We start from the raw sequence: 17985 nt of genomic DNA on the forward strand, positions 1-17985 counted from the left end.
GGTGGGGTCAGTCTTTCAGTTATTTTTACAGCGACGCTTCGTAAATCTTACGGCTATCTTCCAGCGTGATATCACTGTTTTCGCCCAGCGCAGTCATGCCGTGCTCTTCCAGTTTTGCCAGCAGGCCTGGGATGGAGCTGGCATCAACGCCGTAATCTTTCAGATACGTTTTAATGCCCATTTCTTCGAAGAATTTACGCGTAGCGGCAATCGCTGCATCAATGCGCTGTTCTTCATTACCTTCACGAATATTCCATACGCGCTCTGCATATTGCAGCAGCTTAGCGTGTTTCTGCTGGCGTTTTGCTTGCAGCAGAGAAGGCAGAACTACGGCTAAGGTCTGCGCGTGGTCCATGCCGTGCATCGCAGTTAACTCATGACCCAGCATATGCGTTGCCCAGTCCTGTGGCACACCTGCACCGATCAGGCCGTTCAGCGCCATAGTGGCACTCCACATAATGTTGGCACGAACGTCATAGTTTTCAGGCTCAGCCAGCGCACGTGGGCCTTCTTCGATCAGGGTCAACAGCAGACCTTCTGCAAAGCGATCCTGAACTTTAGCGTCAACAGGGTAAGTCAGATATTGCTCAACGGTATGAACAAACGCATCCACTACGCCGTTTGCTACCTGATGAGCTGGCAGCGTGTAGGTTACAACCGGATCCAGAATAGCGAACTGAGGCATTACGAATGGAGACTGGAATGCACGTTTGTCGCCTGTTGCACGGCGAGTGATAACTGCGCCCTTGTTCATTTCAGAACCGGTCGCTGGCAGGGTTAATACCGCTGCCAATGGGATTGCGCTGGTGATTTTGCTGCCGTAGGTTTCAAGAATGTCCCAAGGCTCGCCGACGTAGTTTGCCGCTGCGGCAATGAACTTGGTGCCATCAATAACGGAACCGCCGCCCACTGCCAGCAGGAAATCGATTTTTTCGTTGTGAACCACTTCAACGCATTTCATCAGCGTTTCGTAAGACGGGTTTGGCTCAATGCCACCGAATTCAAATACGTGTAAACCTTTCAGCGCCGCGTGAACCTGATCCAAAACGCCGGTGCGTTTTACGCTGCCGCCGCCGTAGGTGATCAGGATGCGGGCATTTTCGGGTACTTCGTTGCGCAGATTAGCGATTTGGCCTTCGCCGAACAGAACTTTAGTTGGGGTGTGGAGTGTAAAATTTTGCATTGAAATTAGCCTCAGTATTTATTTTGATTCGTTATGCTTTGGCCGTCGACGCCATTGCATTTTCTGAATGCTATTCTGGGCGCAATGAGCGTGTGGCTCAATGCTCATTTCTGTTGATGACTTGCCTATTTCTACAATCAACTGTAGAAATAGAGATGTATTTGGCATCATTTATTGCACTTTATTTGGTTCGGCGGGGATTGGTCAATGTTAATCGATGAGCGGTGGACTCAGCTTGCACAGCAGCTAAGCCGTCAGGTGGCTCAGCCTGGAGTGAGTGCGTCACCGATTGAGAATGTAAAAATAATCTATGCAAATCAGCATCAGCCGCGTACGCCGGTGATGTATGAGCCTTGTATTATCATTGTGCTGCAAGGGCATAAAGTGGGCTATCTCGGCGAGCAGGTATTTCGCTACGATCCCACTAATTATCTGCTCATGACGCTGCCATTACCCTGTGAATGTGAGACGTTTGCCACTCCGGATGAGCCGCTGATCGGTTTATCAGTGCGGGTAAACACCAGCATGTTGCAGGATCTCTTAATGGATATCGGTGACGGTTTGGCCGCCAAGCAGCGCTGCCAATCGAGCGGTGTGAAATCGGTGTCATTGGATGAGTCGATGTTTTGTGCCACCGAGCGCTTGGTCGACGCGATGGCCAATCCATTACAAGCTCGTGTATTAGGGCCGCAAATTGTGCGCGAAATGCTGTTCCACGCGCTGTGTGGAGACGGTGGCGAAGCGCTGCAGGCGCTAGCCAACCGTCACAGCCACTTCAGCCAGATCGCTAAGGCGCTGCGCCTGATCGAACAGCAGTACTCTGATAGCCTCAACGTTGATTTGCTGGCGCAGGAAGTGAATATGAGCGTTTCTGCGTTCCACCATAACTTCAAAGCCGTTACGGCAACCTCTCCACTGCAATACATCAAATCCTTCCGCTTGCATAAGGCGCGGATGATGATGTTGCACGATGGGCTCAAAGCCAGCACTGCGGCCATTCGTGTTGGCTATGAGAGCGCCTCGCAGTTTAGCCGCGAATATAAACGTTTCTTTGGTAATACGCCGAGTGAGCAAATGATGCGCTACCGCGAAGGCGGCTTGAGCATTGTTGAGCGATAAAAACGAATTTTACCGCAGGAGTGGTCTGCCATGATTGAAAAGGAATATCTGTTAGCCGGTATGTGGGTGCGAGAGCATCGTGTATCGGTACCGCTGAACTGGTTTGATGAAAATGATCCGCGCCGTATTACGGTTTTTGCGCGTGAGTTATCAGAGGGCGGCAAAGCGGCAGAAGATTTGCCATGTTTGTTGTTCTTACAAGGCGGCCCCGGTGGAAAATCGCCGCGACCGACCAGCAAAGGCGGATGGTTAGGCGAGGCGCTGAAAAGCTTTCGGGTGATCTTGCTTGATCAACGCGGTACGGGGCAGAGCAGCAGGATCGAATCGAGCGTGATCCGCAATATGAACGTGGATCAAACCGCTGACTATCTCAGCTATTTCCGCGCTGATTCTATTGTGGCGGATGCCGAACACCTCAGAAAAACGCAGTTTGGTGGCCGTAAATGGAGCACCTTAGGGCAGAGCTTTGGTGGCTTTATCACCCTGACCTATTTATCTCAGGCCCCAGAAGGGCTTGAGGCCTGCTATATCACCGGCGGTCTACCATCAATTAAACCCGATGCCGAGCTGTTGTATCAGCGCACCTATCAGAAATTGAAGGAAAAGAATCAGATTTTCTTCTCCCGCTATCCTCACATGCAACAGCAAATCAACCGCATTGCGGACGTGCTGAAAGAGCAGGATGTATATCTGCCCGATGGCGATATTCTCACCGTACAGCGTTTGCAAACGCTGGGCATTCAATTGGGTATGAGTGAAGGCTATGAAAATCTGCTGTGGCTGTTTGATGAAGCCTTTAATCATGAAGGTGAGCTGAGCGATACATTTTTATCGCAGGTGATGCATCTCACCGGCTTCACCGAGCACCCTCTGTACGCTGTACTGCATGAAAGCATTTATGCTGATAGCTGCAGTGGGGCGACCAACTGGGCAGCTCAGCGCGTGCATGACACGCTGCCTGAGTTTCAAGCAGATTGCCGTCCGCTATTGTTAACGGGTGAGATGATCTATCCGTGGATGTTTGACGAAATGCAGTGTTTGCGACCGTTCCGCGATGCGGTTCATCAGCTGGCGCAGCGTTCAGAATGGCGACCGTTGTACGACGCGGATCGCTTGGCAGCGAATACCGTGCCGGTCGTTGCGGCGGTTTATTACCATGACATGTATGTGGATGTCGGGTTATCGCTGGAAACGGCCAAGCATATTGGCAACGTGGAAACGTGGATCACCAGTGAATTTGAACACAATGGTCTGCGGGTGGGGAACGTGTTTGCTCACCTGCGCCAGATGATGGCGCTGCGCGGCGTGAACTAACAATTCTGTCGTTTTCAAATGTAAAAAAACCCGCCAATGGCGGGTTTTTTATTACTCATACTTACCAGACGTTCTCTAAGCGTAAAGCCTAGAAGAAAAGGTCTTAGAAGTAGTAGTTAACACCAGCGGTGAAATCGTGGGTAGCCACTTTAACTTTGGAAGCTTGTGCAGTTGCATCGCCAGCGTCCAAATATTTGTAGCCCAGATCCAGATCCATGTGGTTGTTGATAGCGTAAGCAACACCAGTACCAACGCTCCACGCGAAGTTATCACCGTTACCAGAGTGGCTAGTGCCGCCCTGAGTGTTTTTCAGGTTTACGTTAGCGTAACCGATACCAGCACTGATGTATGGAGTGAAAGCAGTGTCGGTATTGATGTCGTAGTAACCGTTCAGCATAGCGGTCTGCAGACGTACACGGTTGTGAGTACGAGTGTTGTCAGCTTTGATGAAGTGATCGGTATCAGTAGTATCACGGAATGAATAATCTAATTCTGCACGAACTGGCAGATTGAATTCATTCTGGAAGTTATAACCGAATACCAGGCCAGCGGTGCCAGCTTGTTTGGTATCACGCGGTACGCTGCTGCCAGTTGCAGATTTCTGACCGTGGATTTGCTCCAGGCTGGTACCCATTTTAGCACCAGCATAATAGCCAGTGTTTTCAGAGTTAGCAGCAAAAGCAGAAACAGAAGTTGCTAAGCCGATAATTACGGCCAGGCTAGTTAATTTTTTCATGATAGATTCCAACTTAATAAGTATTTTACTTGTGAAACTATATCATCATGTGACAGTTGTCACAAAAATGAAGACGCTAGATAATAATAGCGATCCCTGTACGAAAATTGAATTATTTTTTTATCAATAAAATCAAATAGTAGTGTTTTTTGTGCGAGTTTGTTTAGTTTTTGTTTAGAGAAAATCCACTTCAGGTAGGAATAGTCTTAATTATAACGTTTACAAGCGATTGATATTTAATCATCATAATTTCGTTACGGACTTAAAATAAACATCTCTTATTCTTTCATGTAATGAGTAAATTTATGTATAGAAAGCATGGTCGGGGATTTACTTATTTTTATTTTTTTTTGAATATAACGATAAATAACATCATTTCTCTTTTATCGAATAAATATTCGTTAAATAGGATTTAGTTTAAATATATCTACGGCTAAGAAGTTTCTTGAAAGGAAAATAAATCTGCATGAATATTTATATAATTCATGCAGATACAAAACGTGATCGGGGTCACTTTTATCGACACGTCGCTGACCGGTTATGCATCCATATCGCTGGCACAAACTTGGTTACGTCCTGCCGTTTTCGCTTTATACAGGCGTTTATCGGCCTGCGACTGCAGGCTTTCTATACTGCAACCTGTCGTGCCAGAACAAGCAGAAACCCCCATTGATGCGGTCACTTCTACGGTTCTTCCGTCAGAAAGTGCCAAATTTTGGCGATTAAACTGCGCGTGAATACGTTCAGCAATCGCCACCGCCTCAGAAAACACGGTGTTTGGCAGCATGATGCAGAACTCTTCGCCGCCAATACGGCCAATGATGTCCTGCTTGCGTAGCATTGATGTCATCGTGTCTGCGGCATGTTTAAGCGCCAGATCGCCAACGTGGTGGCCATAAACATCATTGATATTCTTAAACTTATCCAAGTCGACCTGAATAATAGCCATGGAACGTCCGTAGCACTGGCCTTTGCGCGTTATCTCTTCGGCTTTATCAAAGAAACCTCTACGGTTGAGTAGTTCGGTAAGCGGATCGTGTTCCGCGCGCCAGCTCAGCTGATTTTGTAAGGTTTCCATATTGCGTACTAGCCGCGATATGACGTAATGGGTGCCGATCAGGGTGATAACAAAGAGGCACCACAGCGCGACCAGCGTCAGGCTGATGCGGCCATATTGATCCTGCAGGCCCTGACGCAAGGATTGCAGGCTAATCAAGGTGATATTCGGGTTTTCCATGCGGGTAAATGTCACAAAGCTGGTTCCGATACGGGTTGTACCTTCGCTTTGCTTTAATACAGCTTGTTGCAGCGAGAGGCGCTGCGCCTCCGAAAAGTATTTACCTCGATACCAGCTTTTATCGGAAGATGTAATCGGTTCAAAGTGACTGTCGTACAACATAAAAACGCTGTGCGGATGGGAAGGCAACGCCGCTTGCAGATAGTAGTTCAATCGCTTAATCGAGAAATCCATCCCCAAAATCCCCCACCAACGATCGCCATAATCGACAGGCGCAGTTGCACTGATCAGCATCCCATCTTGCTGGTTGTCAAACATGCGGCTCCAAAATGCTTTTCGGTGTGGATTGGCTTCTGGTGCCGCCATTGGGATGTAAGGGCGCGCCAACATATGCGTATACAGACCTGAAATCAGCGACTTATCCCGTGGCGGCGTAGAAGACAAGTAGAAGCCCGAGCGCGAGATATAGTAAATCCGCGGCTGTAATGCCTGATTAAGATTGGTGAGCGGCAGCAACGCTTTTAGACGCATAGCGGCATTGAGTTCTGTTAGCCACAGCTCGTTATTCGGACGGTCGCTTGAGGGGAGTAAACCAATTTGACTATCACCAATCCCATTGATCGGCGGTGACGCCGAATGAGCATGGCCAGTTTGCCAGATATCTTGCACGCGCAACGTAGCCATTTCAGCTTCAAGCAGCCGTTTTTGCTCCGGCATGATGGGCTGAGAAAGCATATAGCGCATGTAATTACGTAAGAAAAGCAGGTTATCCAAACGAAACTGCATGCGACTTCCAAGCTGTGCGCTCACGTTCTCCAGTCGGTTTAGTTGGCTTGCCTGATAGCCATTGTTCAGCACTTGCCCCTGACGCCAGAAAAGCAACGATGTAAAAATGAAGACAGCAAAGAAGCAGATATTAATAATCCTTTGCGGAGTAAATCGTCGGCTGCACTGGGGCACTGCGGGGGTATCGGACAAACCTTTCTCCTGATGGATATTGAAGCGGCCTTCAATGGCCAATAATTTCATCTGTGAATGCTTATTACGTATGAAATAATGCATTTGTCTTGCTCTGAGTGGAGCATAGCCTATGTGGCGCAGATTTCAGAAATGAATAGATCTAAGATTAATTTAAAGTGAAGGAAATGATTCGCCCATTCAGCCAGATGTTTGGAGTGAAAGAGGGTAGAGCTTGCCTAGAATGACTAAAGTAAAGCACAAGTATGTGAATTGATTGGCTTAGCACCCGCCATTTTAGCCACTTTTTTGACCGTTTGATTGCCGAGAGAAGATCTTAAAGTAGCTGTTGTAGTCAGACGTCTATCAAAGGGTTAATTCGTGGCAAAACAATTATTACGCAGCGGCAGCTTGGATGATTTTCTCGCGTTAGGCGAAAACGGCCAGCCTGTTTACGCTTCAGCGCTACAGCTAAGAGAAACGCTACGCCTGCGTCATCAGCAACGTATTGCCGATATGTTGGCAGTCCCACAGCCTAATGAAAGCGGCGATCGCATTGATTGGTACGCGCCTACCTCAGGGAAAATAACCTCGTGGATCGCTGCGAGCGATGAAGAGCGCGCCTATGCGCTGCGCCAGCTAGAGGATTGCCAGCAAACGGTTAATGAACTCAGCCAGAAGGCTCAACTGTCAGAGAAATCGGCGTTGCGTCTGTTTGGTATTTTATTGGCGAAAGCCATGCAGTTCCCCGGCGCTAATCATGTCTTCTTGGTGGATGGCAAACCCGTACTGACTTTTTGGGGCTTTGTGAATCTGGATAAAAAATCCAGAGCCGATGCTTTTGATTGTCTGAGAGCCACGCAGAGTGACGCTGCGACCAGCAAAAATAGAATCCCTGAAACACCGCAACCTATCGCTATACCCACACCGACGCCAACCGAACCCGCACCGCAGAATAACAATACGGCAGCGGTTGAACCCAGCAAAGTGGTGCGCCGCCGAGACTGGCGTCAGCTGTGGTGGTTACCGCTGGCGCTGGTGGTGTTGGGAATACTTTTCTTCCAAATCCGTGCAAAAGGCGATGCGCCTAAACCGGTGGTGAAAGCCTCGGAGACGGTAAAGAAAACAGCCCCTGAGAGTGAAAAGCGGGCTCTGCCATCCCGTGTCGCTGCACCAAAAACACATTTACCCGTTGCGCAGATAGCCGCACCAACACCAACGCCGGTGGTTGAAGTGGTAAAAACGCCCGAGGTGAAGCCTGTTGAAGTGCAAAAAACAACGATATCCGCCGACGCACTAGTGATGCCCGCTGAGGCGGTGAAATTAGGTTCGACGCGTTTTATGAATGGCAAATGGCGCGCCAGTCTGGACATTAAAACCCCGCGCCTTGGCAAACCACCCAGCTTGGTTTATCAAATTAAAAACAGCAAAGGCAGCGTGAAAATCATCCATGGCGATGGCATCAGCTGTAATGCCAATGTCACCGTGGGTCTCATGAGTTCGGGAAGCTTAGTGATAGATAGCCGCACTAAAGCCAAATGCAGCGACGGCTCGCGTTACAAAATTCCACAGCTGATTTGTAAATCGGGTGAAAACGACGTGGCTGACTGCAATGGGCGCTATGACGCCGACACTATCTTGCCAATCAATATGACGCGCATCAGCAAGTCATCTCAGTAAAAATGGATGAATAAAACCATGTTAGCCACCATCACCGATTACAAGCATCAGGTTGCGCTCATTCAGAACAGCGGCATTCAGTTTTTGGATTTTGCCCTCAAGCCCACTTTCTCGGCGGAGCTCCCCGGCAAATTTGTACGCCAAACGGCGAATGGCCCCCTGCTGCGCTTATTGCACAATGCTGAAAGCGATACTTACTGGCTGCCCGCGCCAGCAGGCACACCGCCGGAACGGGTCAAGCCGGAATCGAGCATTTCGTTGGAGCAGTCGCTGCAATTGCTGGATGGGATATGGCTGCCTTTGCCTTTTTTCCGCTTCAACCCTCCGCGCACGTTTTTAGGTGGGCCAGATAACTGGGCAAGAATGCAGGTTTTAGCGCTAGATAAGCCCGATCGAGACGGGAATACCTATCGCGTATGCATGGCATTTGATACGGCTATTTCCGCCGATGGCCACAGTCATGAATCTCTACAACCCAGCGAAAATGATGTTAAAAGCGGTGCGGGTTTTGCGCTGGCCTATCGCAGTGAAGAGTTGGCTGAATTTCTTGACCTGACTTGGGTGGATGGCTGGCTACGCGAGGTCTTCACCCAGCAAGTGATACAACAGGAAGACCGACACTCTGTCGGTGTCCAAACCGCGCTACGTGAGTTTGAGTATCAGGCGCACTACCTCAATATCCTGTATCTGTTAGGCAAGCAGCTTAATGTTCCCACTATCAAGCTCAATACCAGCACGCTGCAAGAGCCCACTGTGCATGTCGATTTGATTATGGATGTTGGGAACTCTCACACCTGCGGAATTTTGGTTGAAGATCATCTTGATGAACTCAATGGTCTGAAGCAAACCTACGAATTGAATCTGCGTGACCTAAGCCAGCCGCACTATGTGTATAACGAGCTGTTTGATAGCCGCGTTGAGTTTTCTCAGGCTGAGTTTGGTAAGCGTAATTTTTCTGTAGAAAGCGGTCGCGAACAGGCATTCGTGTGGCCATCGATTGTACGTGTTGGCCGAGAAGCCAGCCGCATGGCATCGCAGAGAATGGGCTCCGAAGGCTCAACCGGGCTTTCAAGCCCACGTCGCTATCTATGGGATGAAGAAGAGTACCTGCACGGCTGGCGCTTTAATGCGCTGAACCAAGCCCAACAAGAGCCGTCTGCGACCGCACTGCCGTTGACGTTTTTGTTAAACGACCAAGGGCAGCCACTCTACGATCAGCCATTAGATGAGCGTTTACCGGTATTTTCAGCTCACTACAGCCGCAGCTCGCTGATGACGTTTATGCTATCTGAGCTATTGTCACAGGCGCTGATGCAGATAAACAGCGTCGCCCAACGCCTGAAAATGACGCATTCCTCAGCGCCTCGCCAGCTGCGCAGCATTATTTTGACTCTGCCTTCTGCCATGCCAAAACCTGAGCGTGAAATCTTCCGTCGGCGGATGTATCAGGCCATTGGCTTGGTGTGGAAAAGCATGGGCTGGCATCCGGCTGACCACGATTTCTCCAGCGAGGCAGATCGGGCAGAAAGCACGGTGCCGGTGCCTGACGTGCAGATGGAGTGGGACGAAGCCACCTGTGGGCAAATGGTGTATCTGTATAACGAAACTCAGGTTAATTTTGGCGGCTGTAGTGAAGAGTTTTTTGCTAGCCAAGCGCGAACCGACCGCGAGCTGGCTGAAGGTGAAGTTGCCGGAAAAACGCTGCGTATTGCGTCGATTGATATTGGCGGCGGCACCACCGATTTAGCGATCACCCAGTACCGTTTGGACGATGGCGCTGGCAGCAACGTCAAAATTATTCCGCGTCTGCTCTTCCGAGAAGGCTTCAAGCTAGCAGGCGACGATATTTTGTTAGATGTCATTCGCTTATATGTGCTGCCTGCCTTGCAGAATGCGTGCCGGAAGGCAGGGGTTGCCGACAGTGATGAGCTGATGAACAAGCTGTTTGGCGACGGCAGTATTTCTGCGCTACGCCAGCAGGCAACGTTGCAGGTATTTAGCCCGATTGGGCGCGCTATTCTTGAGTCCTACGAACGTTACGACCCCTTAGATACCGCCGCTGAAATCGATGCAACCTTTGGCGAGCTTCTGTCTCAACTGCCAACGGATAAAGTGCAGGAATATATTAATAACAGCGTACAGCGTGCTCAGCCAGCTGATGCGGTACCTTTTGATATTTTGCAGGTTCCGCTGATCATCAAGTTAAGCAAACTTCACGCGGAGTTCTTATCTCCGCGCATGCGTATCACGCAGCATCTGCGTTCACTGTGCGAAGTGGTTGCGCTGTACTCCTGCGATGTATTGCTCCTGACGGGGCGCCCTTCGCGCTTTCCCGGCATCCAGGCGCTATTCCGCCATTTGCAGCCGTTGCCGATTAACCGCATTTTGCCGCTTGAGGGCTATCACACCAGTGAATGGTATCCGTTTAATAAGCGCGGACGCATTGATAACCCGAAATCTACCGCTGCGGTGGGGGCAATGCTCTGCTTACTGGCGGTGAATCTGCGCTTGGCTAGCTTTAACTGCAAAGCCGGAGATTTCCAGCCCTACTCGACGGTGTGTTATCTCGGCATGTTGGATGGTAATCAGACATTAATGACCAGCGATGTTTGTTATAGCGATATCGATCTCGATAACCCGGATTTTGAGCTACCGAGTGACGGTTCTTTCCAAATGCGTGGCCCTGTGTGCTTGGGGTTCCGCCAGCTCGATAACGATCGTTGGCCCGCATCGCCGTTGTATCGCTTATCTATTGCTGACCAACAACTGGCGCGCAAAGTGGCGGGCGAGAGCGTGCTACACGTGAGATTAGCTATCGAAGCGGAAACCCCAGAACAAGGCCCTGAGCGCTTTAAACTGGCTGAAGTGACGCTGGATGACGGCACTCCCGTGCCTCTACATCACTTAAAACTAAAACTGAATACCTTATCGGATAGCACTCATTATTGGATCGATAGTGGGAGCGTATTTAGCCAATGAAACCATTGAATTCAAAACAAATTAACAACCAACTTCAGGTTATCACGCACCATGTCGATCAGGCGCTTGATTGGTTAGAAAACGCCCGTCAGCACTCGCCAAGATTAAATATTGAGGCTGACAGCCTGCGTGTAAAACTACATCGCTGCCGGTATCAGGCTGCGTCGATGCAAGAACTGCCGCAGCATTTGCCAAGTATCGGTTTTTTTGGCCTCTCGCAGGCGGGAAAATCCCATCTGATAGGCGCGCTCGCGGCGGATGAGTCTGGCCGGTTAGCCTTGAATCTGGCAGGGCGCACGCTGGATTTTGATACTCATATCAATCCGGGGAATCAGGCCTGTGGGGTGGTAACAAGATTCACTCATCGGCCCGGCCTTAATAACCATGATTACCCGATAGAGATCGCCATGCTGGCTGAGCATGAGCTGGCGAAAGTTATGGTTGATGCTTTTATTCATGACTTTGCAACGGATGATGCTGCCCAAGAGCATGACGAGGGGCTTATTGCCGAGCACCTTTCCGCCTTGTCTGCACTATGTTTGCCAGAGCCCGTTGCCGGATTTAGCGAAGAGGATGCGGTTGCGCTATGGGATGCGGTGAATCACCGCATTGGCTCACGCGGGAAAACGCTGGATCGCTATTTTTGGCCTTCGGCTGTGCGGCTGGCGCCGTATTTGAGCGTGGATAACCGCGCTCGCCTATTTTCGTTACTATGGTCTGAGCAGGAAGAACTGACCGCAGCGTACGTTGGCTTGGGCCATATCTTGCAGCGCTTATCCAGCGTTGAGCGCGTTGCTGCTCCGCTCAGTGTTCTGGTTGATAGTATGCAGTTGCCGACGGAAGGCGTGCTCAGCGTTGACGTGTTAGACAACGCAAATTCGCCGCTCGATTTTAGCGTACAAGTTTGTCCGCTGGTGAAGGGAAGAGCGATGAAGCCCGTTGAGTTGTCCATTTCTGAGCTAGCGATACTGGCGCGTGAGATAACGCTGCCGCTGGCAAGTATGTCGCGTGAAGCTCAGTTTCAGCCAATAGACGTGCTGGATATCCCCGGTTTAGGGCAGTCTCTTGAAAGTGAATTTGAACCCGCACGTTCGCTGCTTCACGTTTTGCAGCAAGCCAAGGTTTATGGATTCCTTGAGCGCTATACCGATAATCAGCAGATGGCCGCATTAATGGTGTGCACGGCGGCAACGGCACGATCTCAAACCCATCGCGTGGGCAAAGTTTTGGCTCATTGGGCAAAAGGTATGCGCGGTGATGCAGAACAGCGTAAGCCAACGCTGATTTGGGCGTTGACCGCTTTCGACCAGCGGGTTACGCAGGGTAAAAACTACGATGAGGCCGTGCAGCGCCATGTTGGTTTACCCGGTGATAACTGGGGGTCAATGTTGGTCACGGATAAAAGCGGCGTTCGCCGCATGGTGGACTACTTAGCCTCCGAGGCAAACAGTGACGCAACGCTAAGGCAGTTAACGATAAAGCTAGAGGCGTTGCGCCGAGATCTGACCGAGAATCTGTTAGGAAATTGGTTGTTATTGAATGAGCATCAAGAAGGGCAAGAAAAACAGCGCATTGCACAGACTCTGCTGAAAACCCTGCAAACGCGTACCGGCGTGCATGGGGAACTGCTGGAACGGCTGCTGCCAACGCGTGATGAGCTTCGACGCCTTTATTTGCAGCAACGGCTACAGCAACGATTTGTCACTGAGTCAGCGGCGAACGGCGGCGAAAACGCGTTACCCATGATGAATAACGATCCGTTTGGTATTGAAATGAATATTGATCTGGTGGCGGATACGGTGAGCGAGCCAAACGCGGCAGAGCAACAATCGTTACCTGTGGGTAATTTTGCCACCCAGACCTATCAATATTGGGTGAACCATCTACGTAATCTATCTGAGAACGGCGCGTTATTAACGCTACTTGGCGTTGCAAAGCCGGAGCTGGAGCTTCTTTTGCAAGAGCTAATCACGGCCAGCGTGCGCATGGAGATCCCGCGTTCGCTGTCGCAGACGGTATTTAACACTGAGCTGACCGGCGCTGATTATCAGATGCTGGCCGATCGACACGTGTCGCACGTACTCGGCGTATTAGGTAATTTTGTGGCGTGGTTAGGATTTCATAGCGTTGCTGAAGCGGAAAAGCCGGATAGCCGCGTGAATCGTGGGCAAAAGATCTTTGCCAAACCGCCAGCCATGAACGCTGCGGGGTGGGACAAATCCCAACGTTTAACTAAGCTTTCCGCGACTCCATCGAACAATACGGGTTTTTATATTTATGATTGGCTGGTGGGGTTAAGCGAGATGATTATTCAGAACCAGGGGCATTCTGCCGCGCGTGAGCTTAGTCAGCAGCAAGAAATGCAGCTGAGGAAAATCGTAGAGGGGCTTGCGGCATAACCTGAACGGGTTCATGGATGAACCCTAAGTTTTTTTCCTGCTGGACGAAATATTAATCACCGCAGAATGTTTCGATATTTTCATCTGTGGTAAGGGATTGTTTCATCATCTTCCCTCTGTATCGGTACTACACCCCGTCAAATCTCTTTCTGTTTATGTTTCGTTGAATTTTCATAGCTCAAACTTATAGCTAAACCACTTCCAGTCTCTCCCGTTTTTTGGGTTTTTACCTCAGGGAGCCATCTGCAGCTGGGATCTCTAATTATCACTAATTTGTTGGGGCCAATATGAGCTTTCTCAAAAAATGGCGGCGCCAAAGTGGGCTGTGGCGTTCACTGAATACGGGCTATGATTCCGTTAAACTTGGTTGTCGTATCGCGGCACTGCCAACGTTTGAGTACATCAAATATAAAAAGATGTGTAATGAATATTACAGTGCTCAATTGTTGACTCCAGTGACGAATACTATTTCGCATCCTTTCATCAAAAGACCCGTCAACAAGTACCTCAATCGCAATTGGTCTGGTAAACAGAAACTACGTACTGCGATGAAAACGCTGGATATCATTGAACATGCTTTTTCACGTCAAGCGCTAGAAACGCTCTATTCAGCAGACAACGACGGCATTGTGCTGGCTAATATTGAGCTTAAGAGCGGCGATATTGCTCAGTTGAAGCTTATGCGCTCCAGATTCACTCGTGAGGGGGATCTTGGCTTATATCTATTTAATGAAAACCAAGAAGATGTTTATGGTCTGACGTTTTCTTTTGGGCCGAAAGGTGAGCTTTATCTCTCCGGATTGCAGGGGCCGAATGCTGAAAACGGGGCAGAGATCGTTAAGAGTATGACCAAGCTGATGCATGGCATGCGTCCGAAAAACCTGCTTATTTCGGCGCTGTATGCGCTGGCGCAGCATTTTCATATTTCAACCATCGCTGGCGTGGCGAATAAAGCACATATCAAAAGCCAACATTTGAAATCGAGCTACGATAATTTTTGGCTTGAGTGTGGCGGCGAGTTGAATAGGCAAGGATGGTACTGCTTACCTAAAAGCGAGCCAGAGCGCGATATTGAAACGGTAAAAAGCCAGCATCGTTCTGCGTTCCGCAAACGCGAAGCGCTGCGTGAAGAGGTTACCGGCGCTGTTTCCCGCAACTTACAGCGTTATGCTGTGGGGAATGAATCTATAACCGCGAATGAAGATGAAGTGGTGTTTAGCCAGCAGTTATTGTGAATTAAATACGGCTATTCATTCCCATAGATATAAAACCCGCCTTTGGCGGGTTTTTTTACAACATAACGTGTTTATAAGAGTAGATAGGGTTATTTCAGGAATTTTTGCATAAAAGGCGTCGATTTAAACTTATTCTCATGCTTAATTTTGGTTATTTTTTCCTCTAGTTGAGCATTGTTAGGGAGCTTGTTTGAACGCACCAGATCTCTCAATAAGATATAGTCTTTTTCCCTATCAGCCATATAACGGGCCTTTTCTTGGCCTGTCGGACTCCCTTTGATAAATTGCTCTAGTAAAGTCAGGGCTGCATTAACATCTTCGCTAAATTGTTTCGCCAGCTCTAATTTACGGGGGCTGGCAGGTAATTTTTTTAGGTCGATGATTACGAGGCGTAATTGGGATAATACCGTGCGCCAATTTTCGCCAGACAGCGCTGCTGACGAGGTTTTCTGTTCTAGCAGTGTCCGAACTCGGGTATATACCGCATCCCGCTGCTGCAGCTTGAGTAGTTCCTCTTTAGTAGAGGCAATATTGGTCAGCAGAGGTTTTTTTTCTGCTTCGGCTAGTTGTAGTGCGTTCGCTCGAACCTCAATTCTAGCGAGACGACTTTCGAATGTAGGTGAATAAACGGCTAGATTTTTATTAACACTGGCAATGCTGTATTTAACACCGATTAAGTCTGCACTGATTTCATCGAATTGAATGTTTTTTATTATCAATGCCGTGATCCGTTGTTCAATATCACTTCGCCGTTTGCATGGCATTACACTATCTTTTTCAAGGTTAATATCCCTTAAGTCTTTATTCGTTGCCCGTGTATTTTGGATTTCATAATTATTTAGTTTGTTTTCAATTATCTTCATTTTTTCATGCTGGACAATTAAATTATCGATTTTATTGCTTAACGAAACTTTATTTTCCTGAGGTAGGTTTTGTTGGTTAATTTCATTTTTAAATAATGCTAACTGTGATGTTATGGCTGGTATAGCTTGACCGGACGTATTGTTGGAGATGGCTGGTGTTTGTTGTGTATCAGAATCTGGGCTGGTCATTGGCAGCGTTTTTACTTGGGTTATCAAGTTATCCATCTTTTTGGTCAACGCTTGGAGCTGCCGTTTATTTATATTTTCTTGGTCTTCTGTGTCAGTTTTATGCTCAATGATTTTCTGGCCGTGGGTCATTAATGTTTTTGTGAGTGGGCCAGACCCTGTGCCAATAAGTATGCTTGTTAAGGCCGGAAAATATTTCTGGGTGAATTCTGTTGGACTGCTCGTTTGGGATTTTAAATCAGCGATTTGGCTAACAACTTTCAATTGCTCTGGCAGTTGGCTAAGGCGATCACGGTCTGCTTCTGTAAACAGGTCCAACGCTCGCGGATCAATCATTGTTATCGTGGTTATATCCTCATTGATTTCTGCCTTTAACAGTGGCTGATTTTGATCTAACTTGAGAGTCCATTTCTGCACCAACGAATCAACAAATTCGGCATTGATTTCTTTATATAACGCTTGCTGTGTCATCAGACGATTGTTCAACTCGTTAATGGTGTCATCAATCAAGACGTTATACGATGTGGTTGCCGTATTTTCATCCATTTTTAGCGTTTGTAGCGTTGATATCAATCGTTGGTTACGCTCTATTTGTTCTGCTTCATCAGTAAAATTCGTTTCGGTAACGACGCATTTATGAAGGTTTTTGTCTAAAAATGAACGGCATTTATCAATTTCTTTGACAATGTTAAAACCGTGACTGTTGGCCGCTTTGGCGACGGGATCAAAATAGACGTCATTTTCTTCGATGCCAAGAATATTGGGATTAAATTGGTATACTCCAGATAAGGCTCCCTTTCTATCATCCATTTTTGGAAGCATGTAATTCGTTAAAATGCTGTATAGCATGTCATTATTGAGATTCGTATGAGTACACGATATATCGGCTAGCTGGCATCCATCGATGGTGATATTTAAGCGTATTTCACCCGATTGATGATTGTATTGCATGCCGTCTGCATCATTGGGACACTGAATATCAAAGGTCATCGTTTGAGCTTTATCTTTTTGCATTAGATGAATAAGTTTATCTAATGCAAGCCAGATGGGCTCAAATAGTTTTGTATTCTCGCCGGATACTGTGGCGTTTTCTGTACTATAAATCTTGTTGTAAATGTTGCGCAGAGAGGCTTCTTTATCTTCTAAGCTAACGCCCGGTAGATGATTGAGTAATTTAATAAAGAAATTTATGAAAGCATCCCAGCCATCCAGCTTGGTCGCATTGTTTACATTTCCGGTTAGCATGGCATGTAATTGTGTTTCGTTAATGCTTGGCCCGTTGCCAATAATGCTCATACTCATGGTGTTCTCCAGCTTCGCGTTAATGAAAATTGCATATTATAAAAATGTGTTGCAGGCAACTATCGGGTAAAAAAAGGATATATTTCCCTTTAACGTTAAGCTGAAGACAACGATATTTAATCAGTCAGGCCAAGGCGGCGTGAGCAATTAAGCAGCTCTGTCACTTTATGCACATTTAATTTCCGCATAATATTTAACCGGTGTGTTTCAACGGTTTTTACACTAATGCACAGGCGCTCGCTGATTAGCCGGTTAGTGTAGCCATCGGCGATAAGTCGTAGAATTTGCCGTTCACGTGGCGTGAGAATTTCACCGTTATCATGGTTAACGCTCAGCGCAATGTTAATCGCTTCACGATTGAGTGCGGGATCGATATAGCGCTTATTTGCGGCGACGGTTTGTAGTGCAGCTAACAGCACCTGACGACTGCTGTTTTTCAGCACATACCCCATTGCACCCGCGGCAAGGGTGCGTATGGCTATAAACTCCTCCATATGGGCGGTATATGCCAAAATAGCCATCTGTGGCCAGCGACAGTGGAGCTGTGGGATTAAATCAATGCCATTGATGCCGGGCAGCCCTAAGTCGAGCACCACGATATCAGGCTGATGGATCCGACAGGCGTTGTATACCTCTAGGCCGTCATCAATATGCGCGGTAATCGAGAAGCGTGGATAAGGTGAAAGCAGGCTAATAATGCCGTTAATAATCAGTTCATGGTCGTCGACAAGCAGGATTTTATGATCGTGCATTTTTGTTACCTCTTGATAAAAAGTAGCGTTGACTGAAGCTGAT

11 protein-coding genes are annotated in these 17985 nt (G+C 48.1%); 6 read left to right on the forward strand and 5 right to left on the reverse strand.

Annotated elements, in window-relative coordinates; translation table 11 throughout:
- Window positions 1-25: 25 nt before the first annotated feature.
- Window positions 26-1183, reverse strand: a complete 1158-nt coding sequence (gene yqhD, locus AB3Y96_RS01760) for an alcohol dehydrogenase (protein ID WP_025802396.1) — start codon at window positions 1181-1183, stop codon at window positions 26-28.
- Window positions 1184-1390: 207 nt separating this feature from the next.
- Here yqhD and AB3Y96_RS01765 point away from each other — a divergent pair, with 207 nt between their 5' ends.
- Window positions 1391-2302 (forward strand): AraC family transcriptional regulator, encoded by a 912-nt coding sequence (locus AB3Y96_RS01765; RefSeq protein ID WP_367298345.1) that lies wholly within the window; start codon window positions 1391-1393, stop codon window positions 2300-2302.
- Window positions 2303-2332: 30 nt separating this feature from the next.
- On the forward strand, window positions 2333-3616 hold the full coding sequence (locus AB3Y96_RS01770; protein ID WP_367298346.1) for an alpha/beta fold hydrolase: 1284 nt from the start codon (window positions 2333-2335) through the stop codon (window positions 3614-3616).
- Between the two features lie 103 nt (window positions 3617-3719).
- Here AB3Y96_RS01770 and AB3Y96_RS01775 read toward each other — a convergent pair whose 3' ends face one another.
- Window positions 3720-4352 carry an outer membrane protein gene (locus AB3Y96_RS01775; protein ID WP_072307090.1) on the reverse strand — a complete coding sequence of 211 codons (633 nt, stop codon included), beginning with the start codon at window positions 4350-4352 and terminating at the stop codon, window positions 3720-3722.
- Window positions 4353-4890: 538 nt separating this feature from the next.
- Window positions 4891-6618 carry a cellulose biosynthesis regulator diguanylate cyclase DgcQ gene (gene dgcQ, locus AB3Y96_RS01780; protein ID WP_367298347.1) on the reverse strand — a complete coding sequence of 576 codons (1728 nt, stop codon included), beginning with the start codon at window positions 6616-6618 and terminating at the stop codon, window positions 4891-4893.
- 309 nt (window positions 6619-6927) lie between these two features.
- Between dgcQ and AB3Y96_RS01785 the strand changes: the two genes are divergently transcribed.
- The 4 genes from AB3Y96_RS01785 to AB3Y96_RS01800 all read left to right on the forward strand — a co-directional run bounded on the left by AB3Y96_RS01785 (window position 6928) and on the right by AB3Y96_RS01800 (window position 14839).
- Window positions 6928-8226: an SrfA family protein gene (locus AB3Y96_RS01785; RefSeq protein WP_367298348.1), complete on the forward strand. Its 1299-nt coding sequence runs from the start codon at window positions 6928-6930 to the stop codon at window positions 8224-8226.
- An 18-nt stretch (window positions 8227-8244) separates the two neighbouring features.
- Window positions 8245-11205 (forward strand): virulence factor SrfB, encoded by a 2961-nt coding sequence (locus AB3Y96_RS01790; protein ID WP_367300264.1) that lies wholly within the window; start codon window positions 8245-8247, stop codon window positions 11203-11205.
- Window positions 11202-13604: a putative virulence factor gene (locus tag AB3Y96_RS01795; RefSeq protein WP_367298349.1), complete on the forward strand. Its 2403-nt coding sequence runs from the start codon at window positions 11202-11204 to the stop codon at window positions 13602-13604. Before AB3Y96_RS01790 ends, AB3Y96_RS01795 begins: the two co-directional genes overlap by 4 nt.
- 287 nt (window positions 13605-13891) lie before the next feature.
- Window positions 13892-14839, forward strand: coding sequence for a DUF535 family protein (locus AB3Y96_RS01800; RefSeq protein WP_072307094.1), 948 nt, complete (start codon window positions 13892-13894; stop codon window positions 14837-14839).
- A gap of 89 nt (window positions 14840-14928) precedes the next feature.
- Here AB3Y96_RS01800 and AB3Y96_RS01805 read toward each other — a convergent pair whose 3' ends face one another.
- Both AB3Y96_RS01805 and AB3Y96_RS01810 read right to left on the reverse strand, forming a co-directional pair.
- Window positions 14929-17190: a hypothetical protein gene (locus AB3Y96_RS01805; protein WP_367298350.1), complete on the reverse strand. Its 2262-nt coding sequence runs from the start codon at window positions 17188-17190 to the stop codon at window positions 14929-14931.
- A gap of 116 nt (window positions 17191-17306) precedes the next feature.
- Window positions 17307-17942: a two component system response regulator gene (locus AB3Y96_RS01810; protein ID WP_072307096.1), complete on the reverse strand. Its 636-nt coding sequence runs from the start codon at window positions 17940-17942 to the stop codon at window positions 17307-17309.
- Between the last annotated feature and the right edge of the window lie 43 nt (window positions 17943-17985).

The organism is Hafnia alvei (assembly GCF_964063325.1).
GTDB classification, from domain to species: domain Bacteria; phylum Pseudomonadota; class Gammaproteobacteria; order Enterobacterales; family Enterobacteriaceae; genus Hafnia; species Hafnia alvei_B.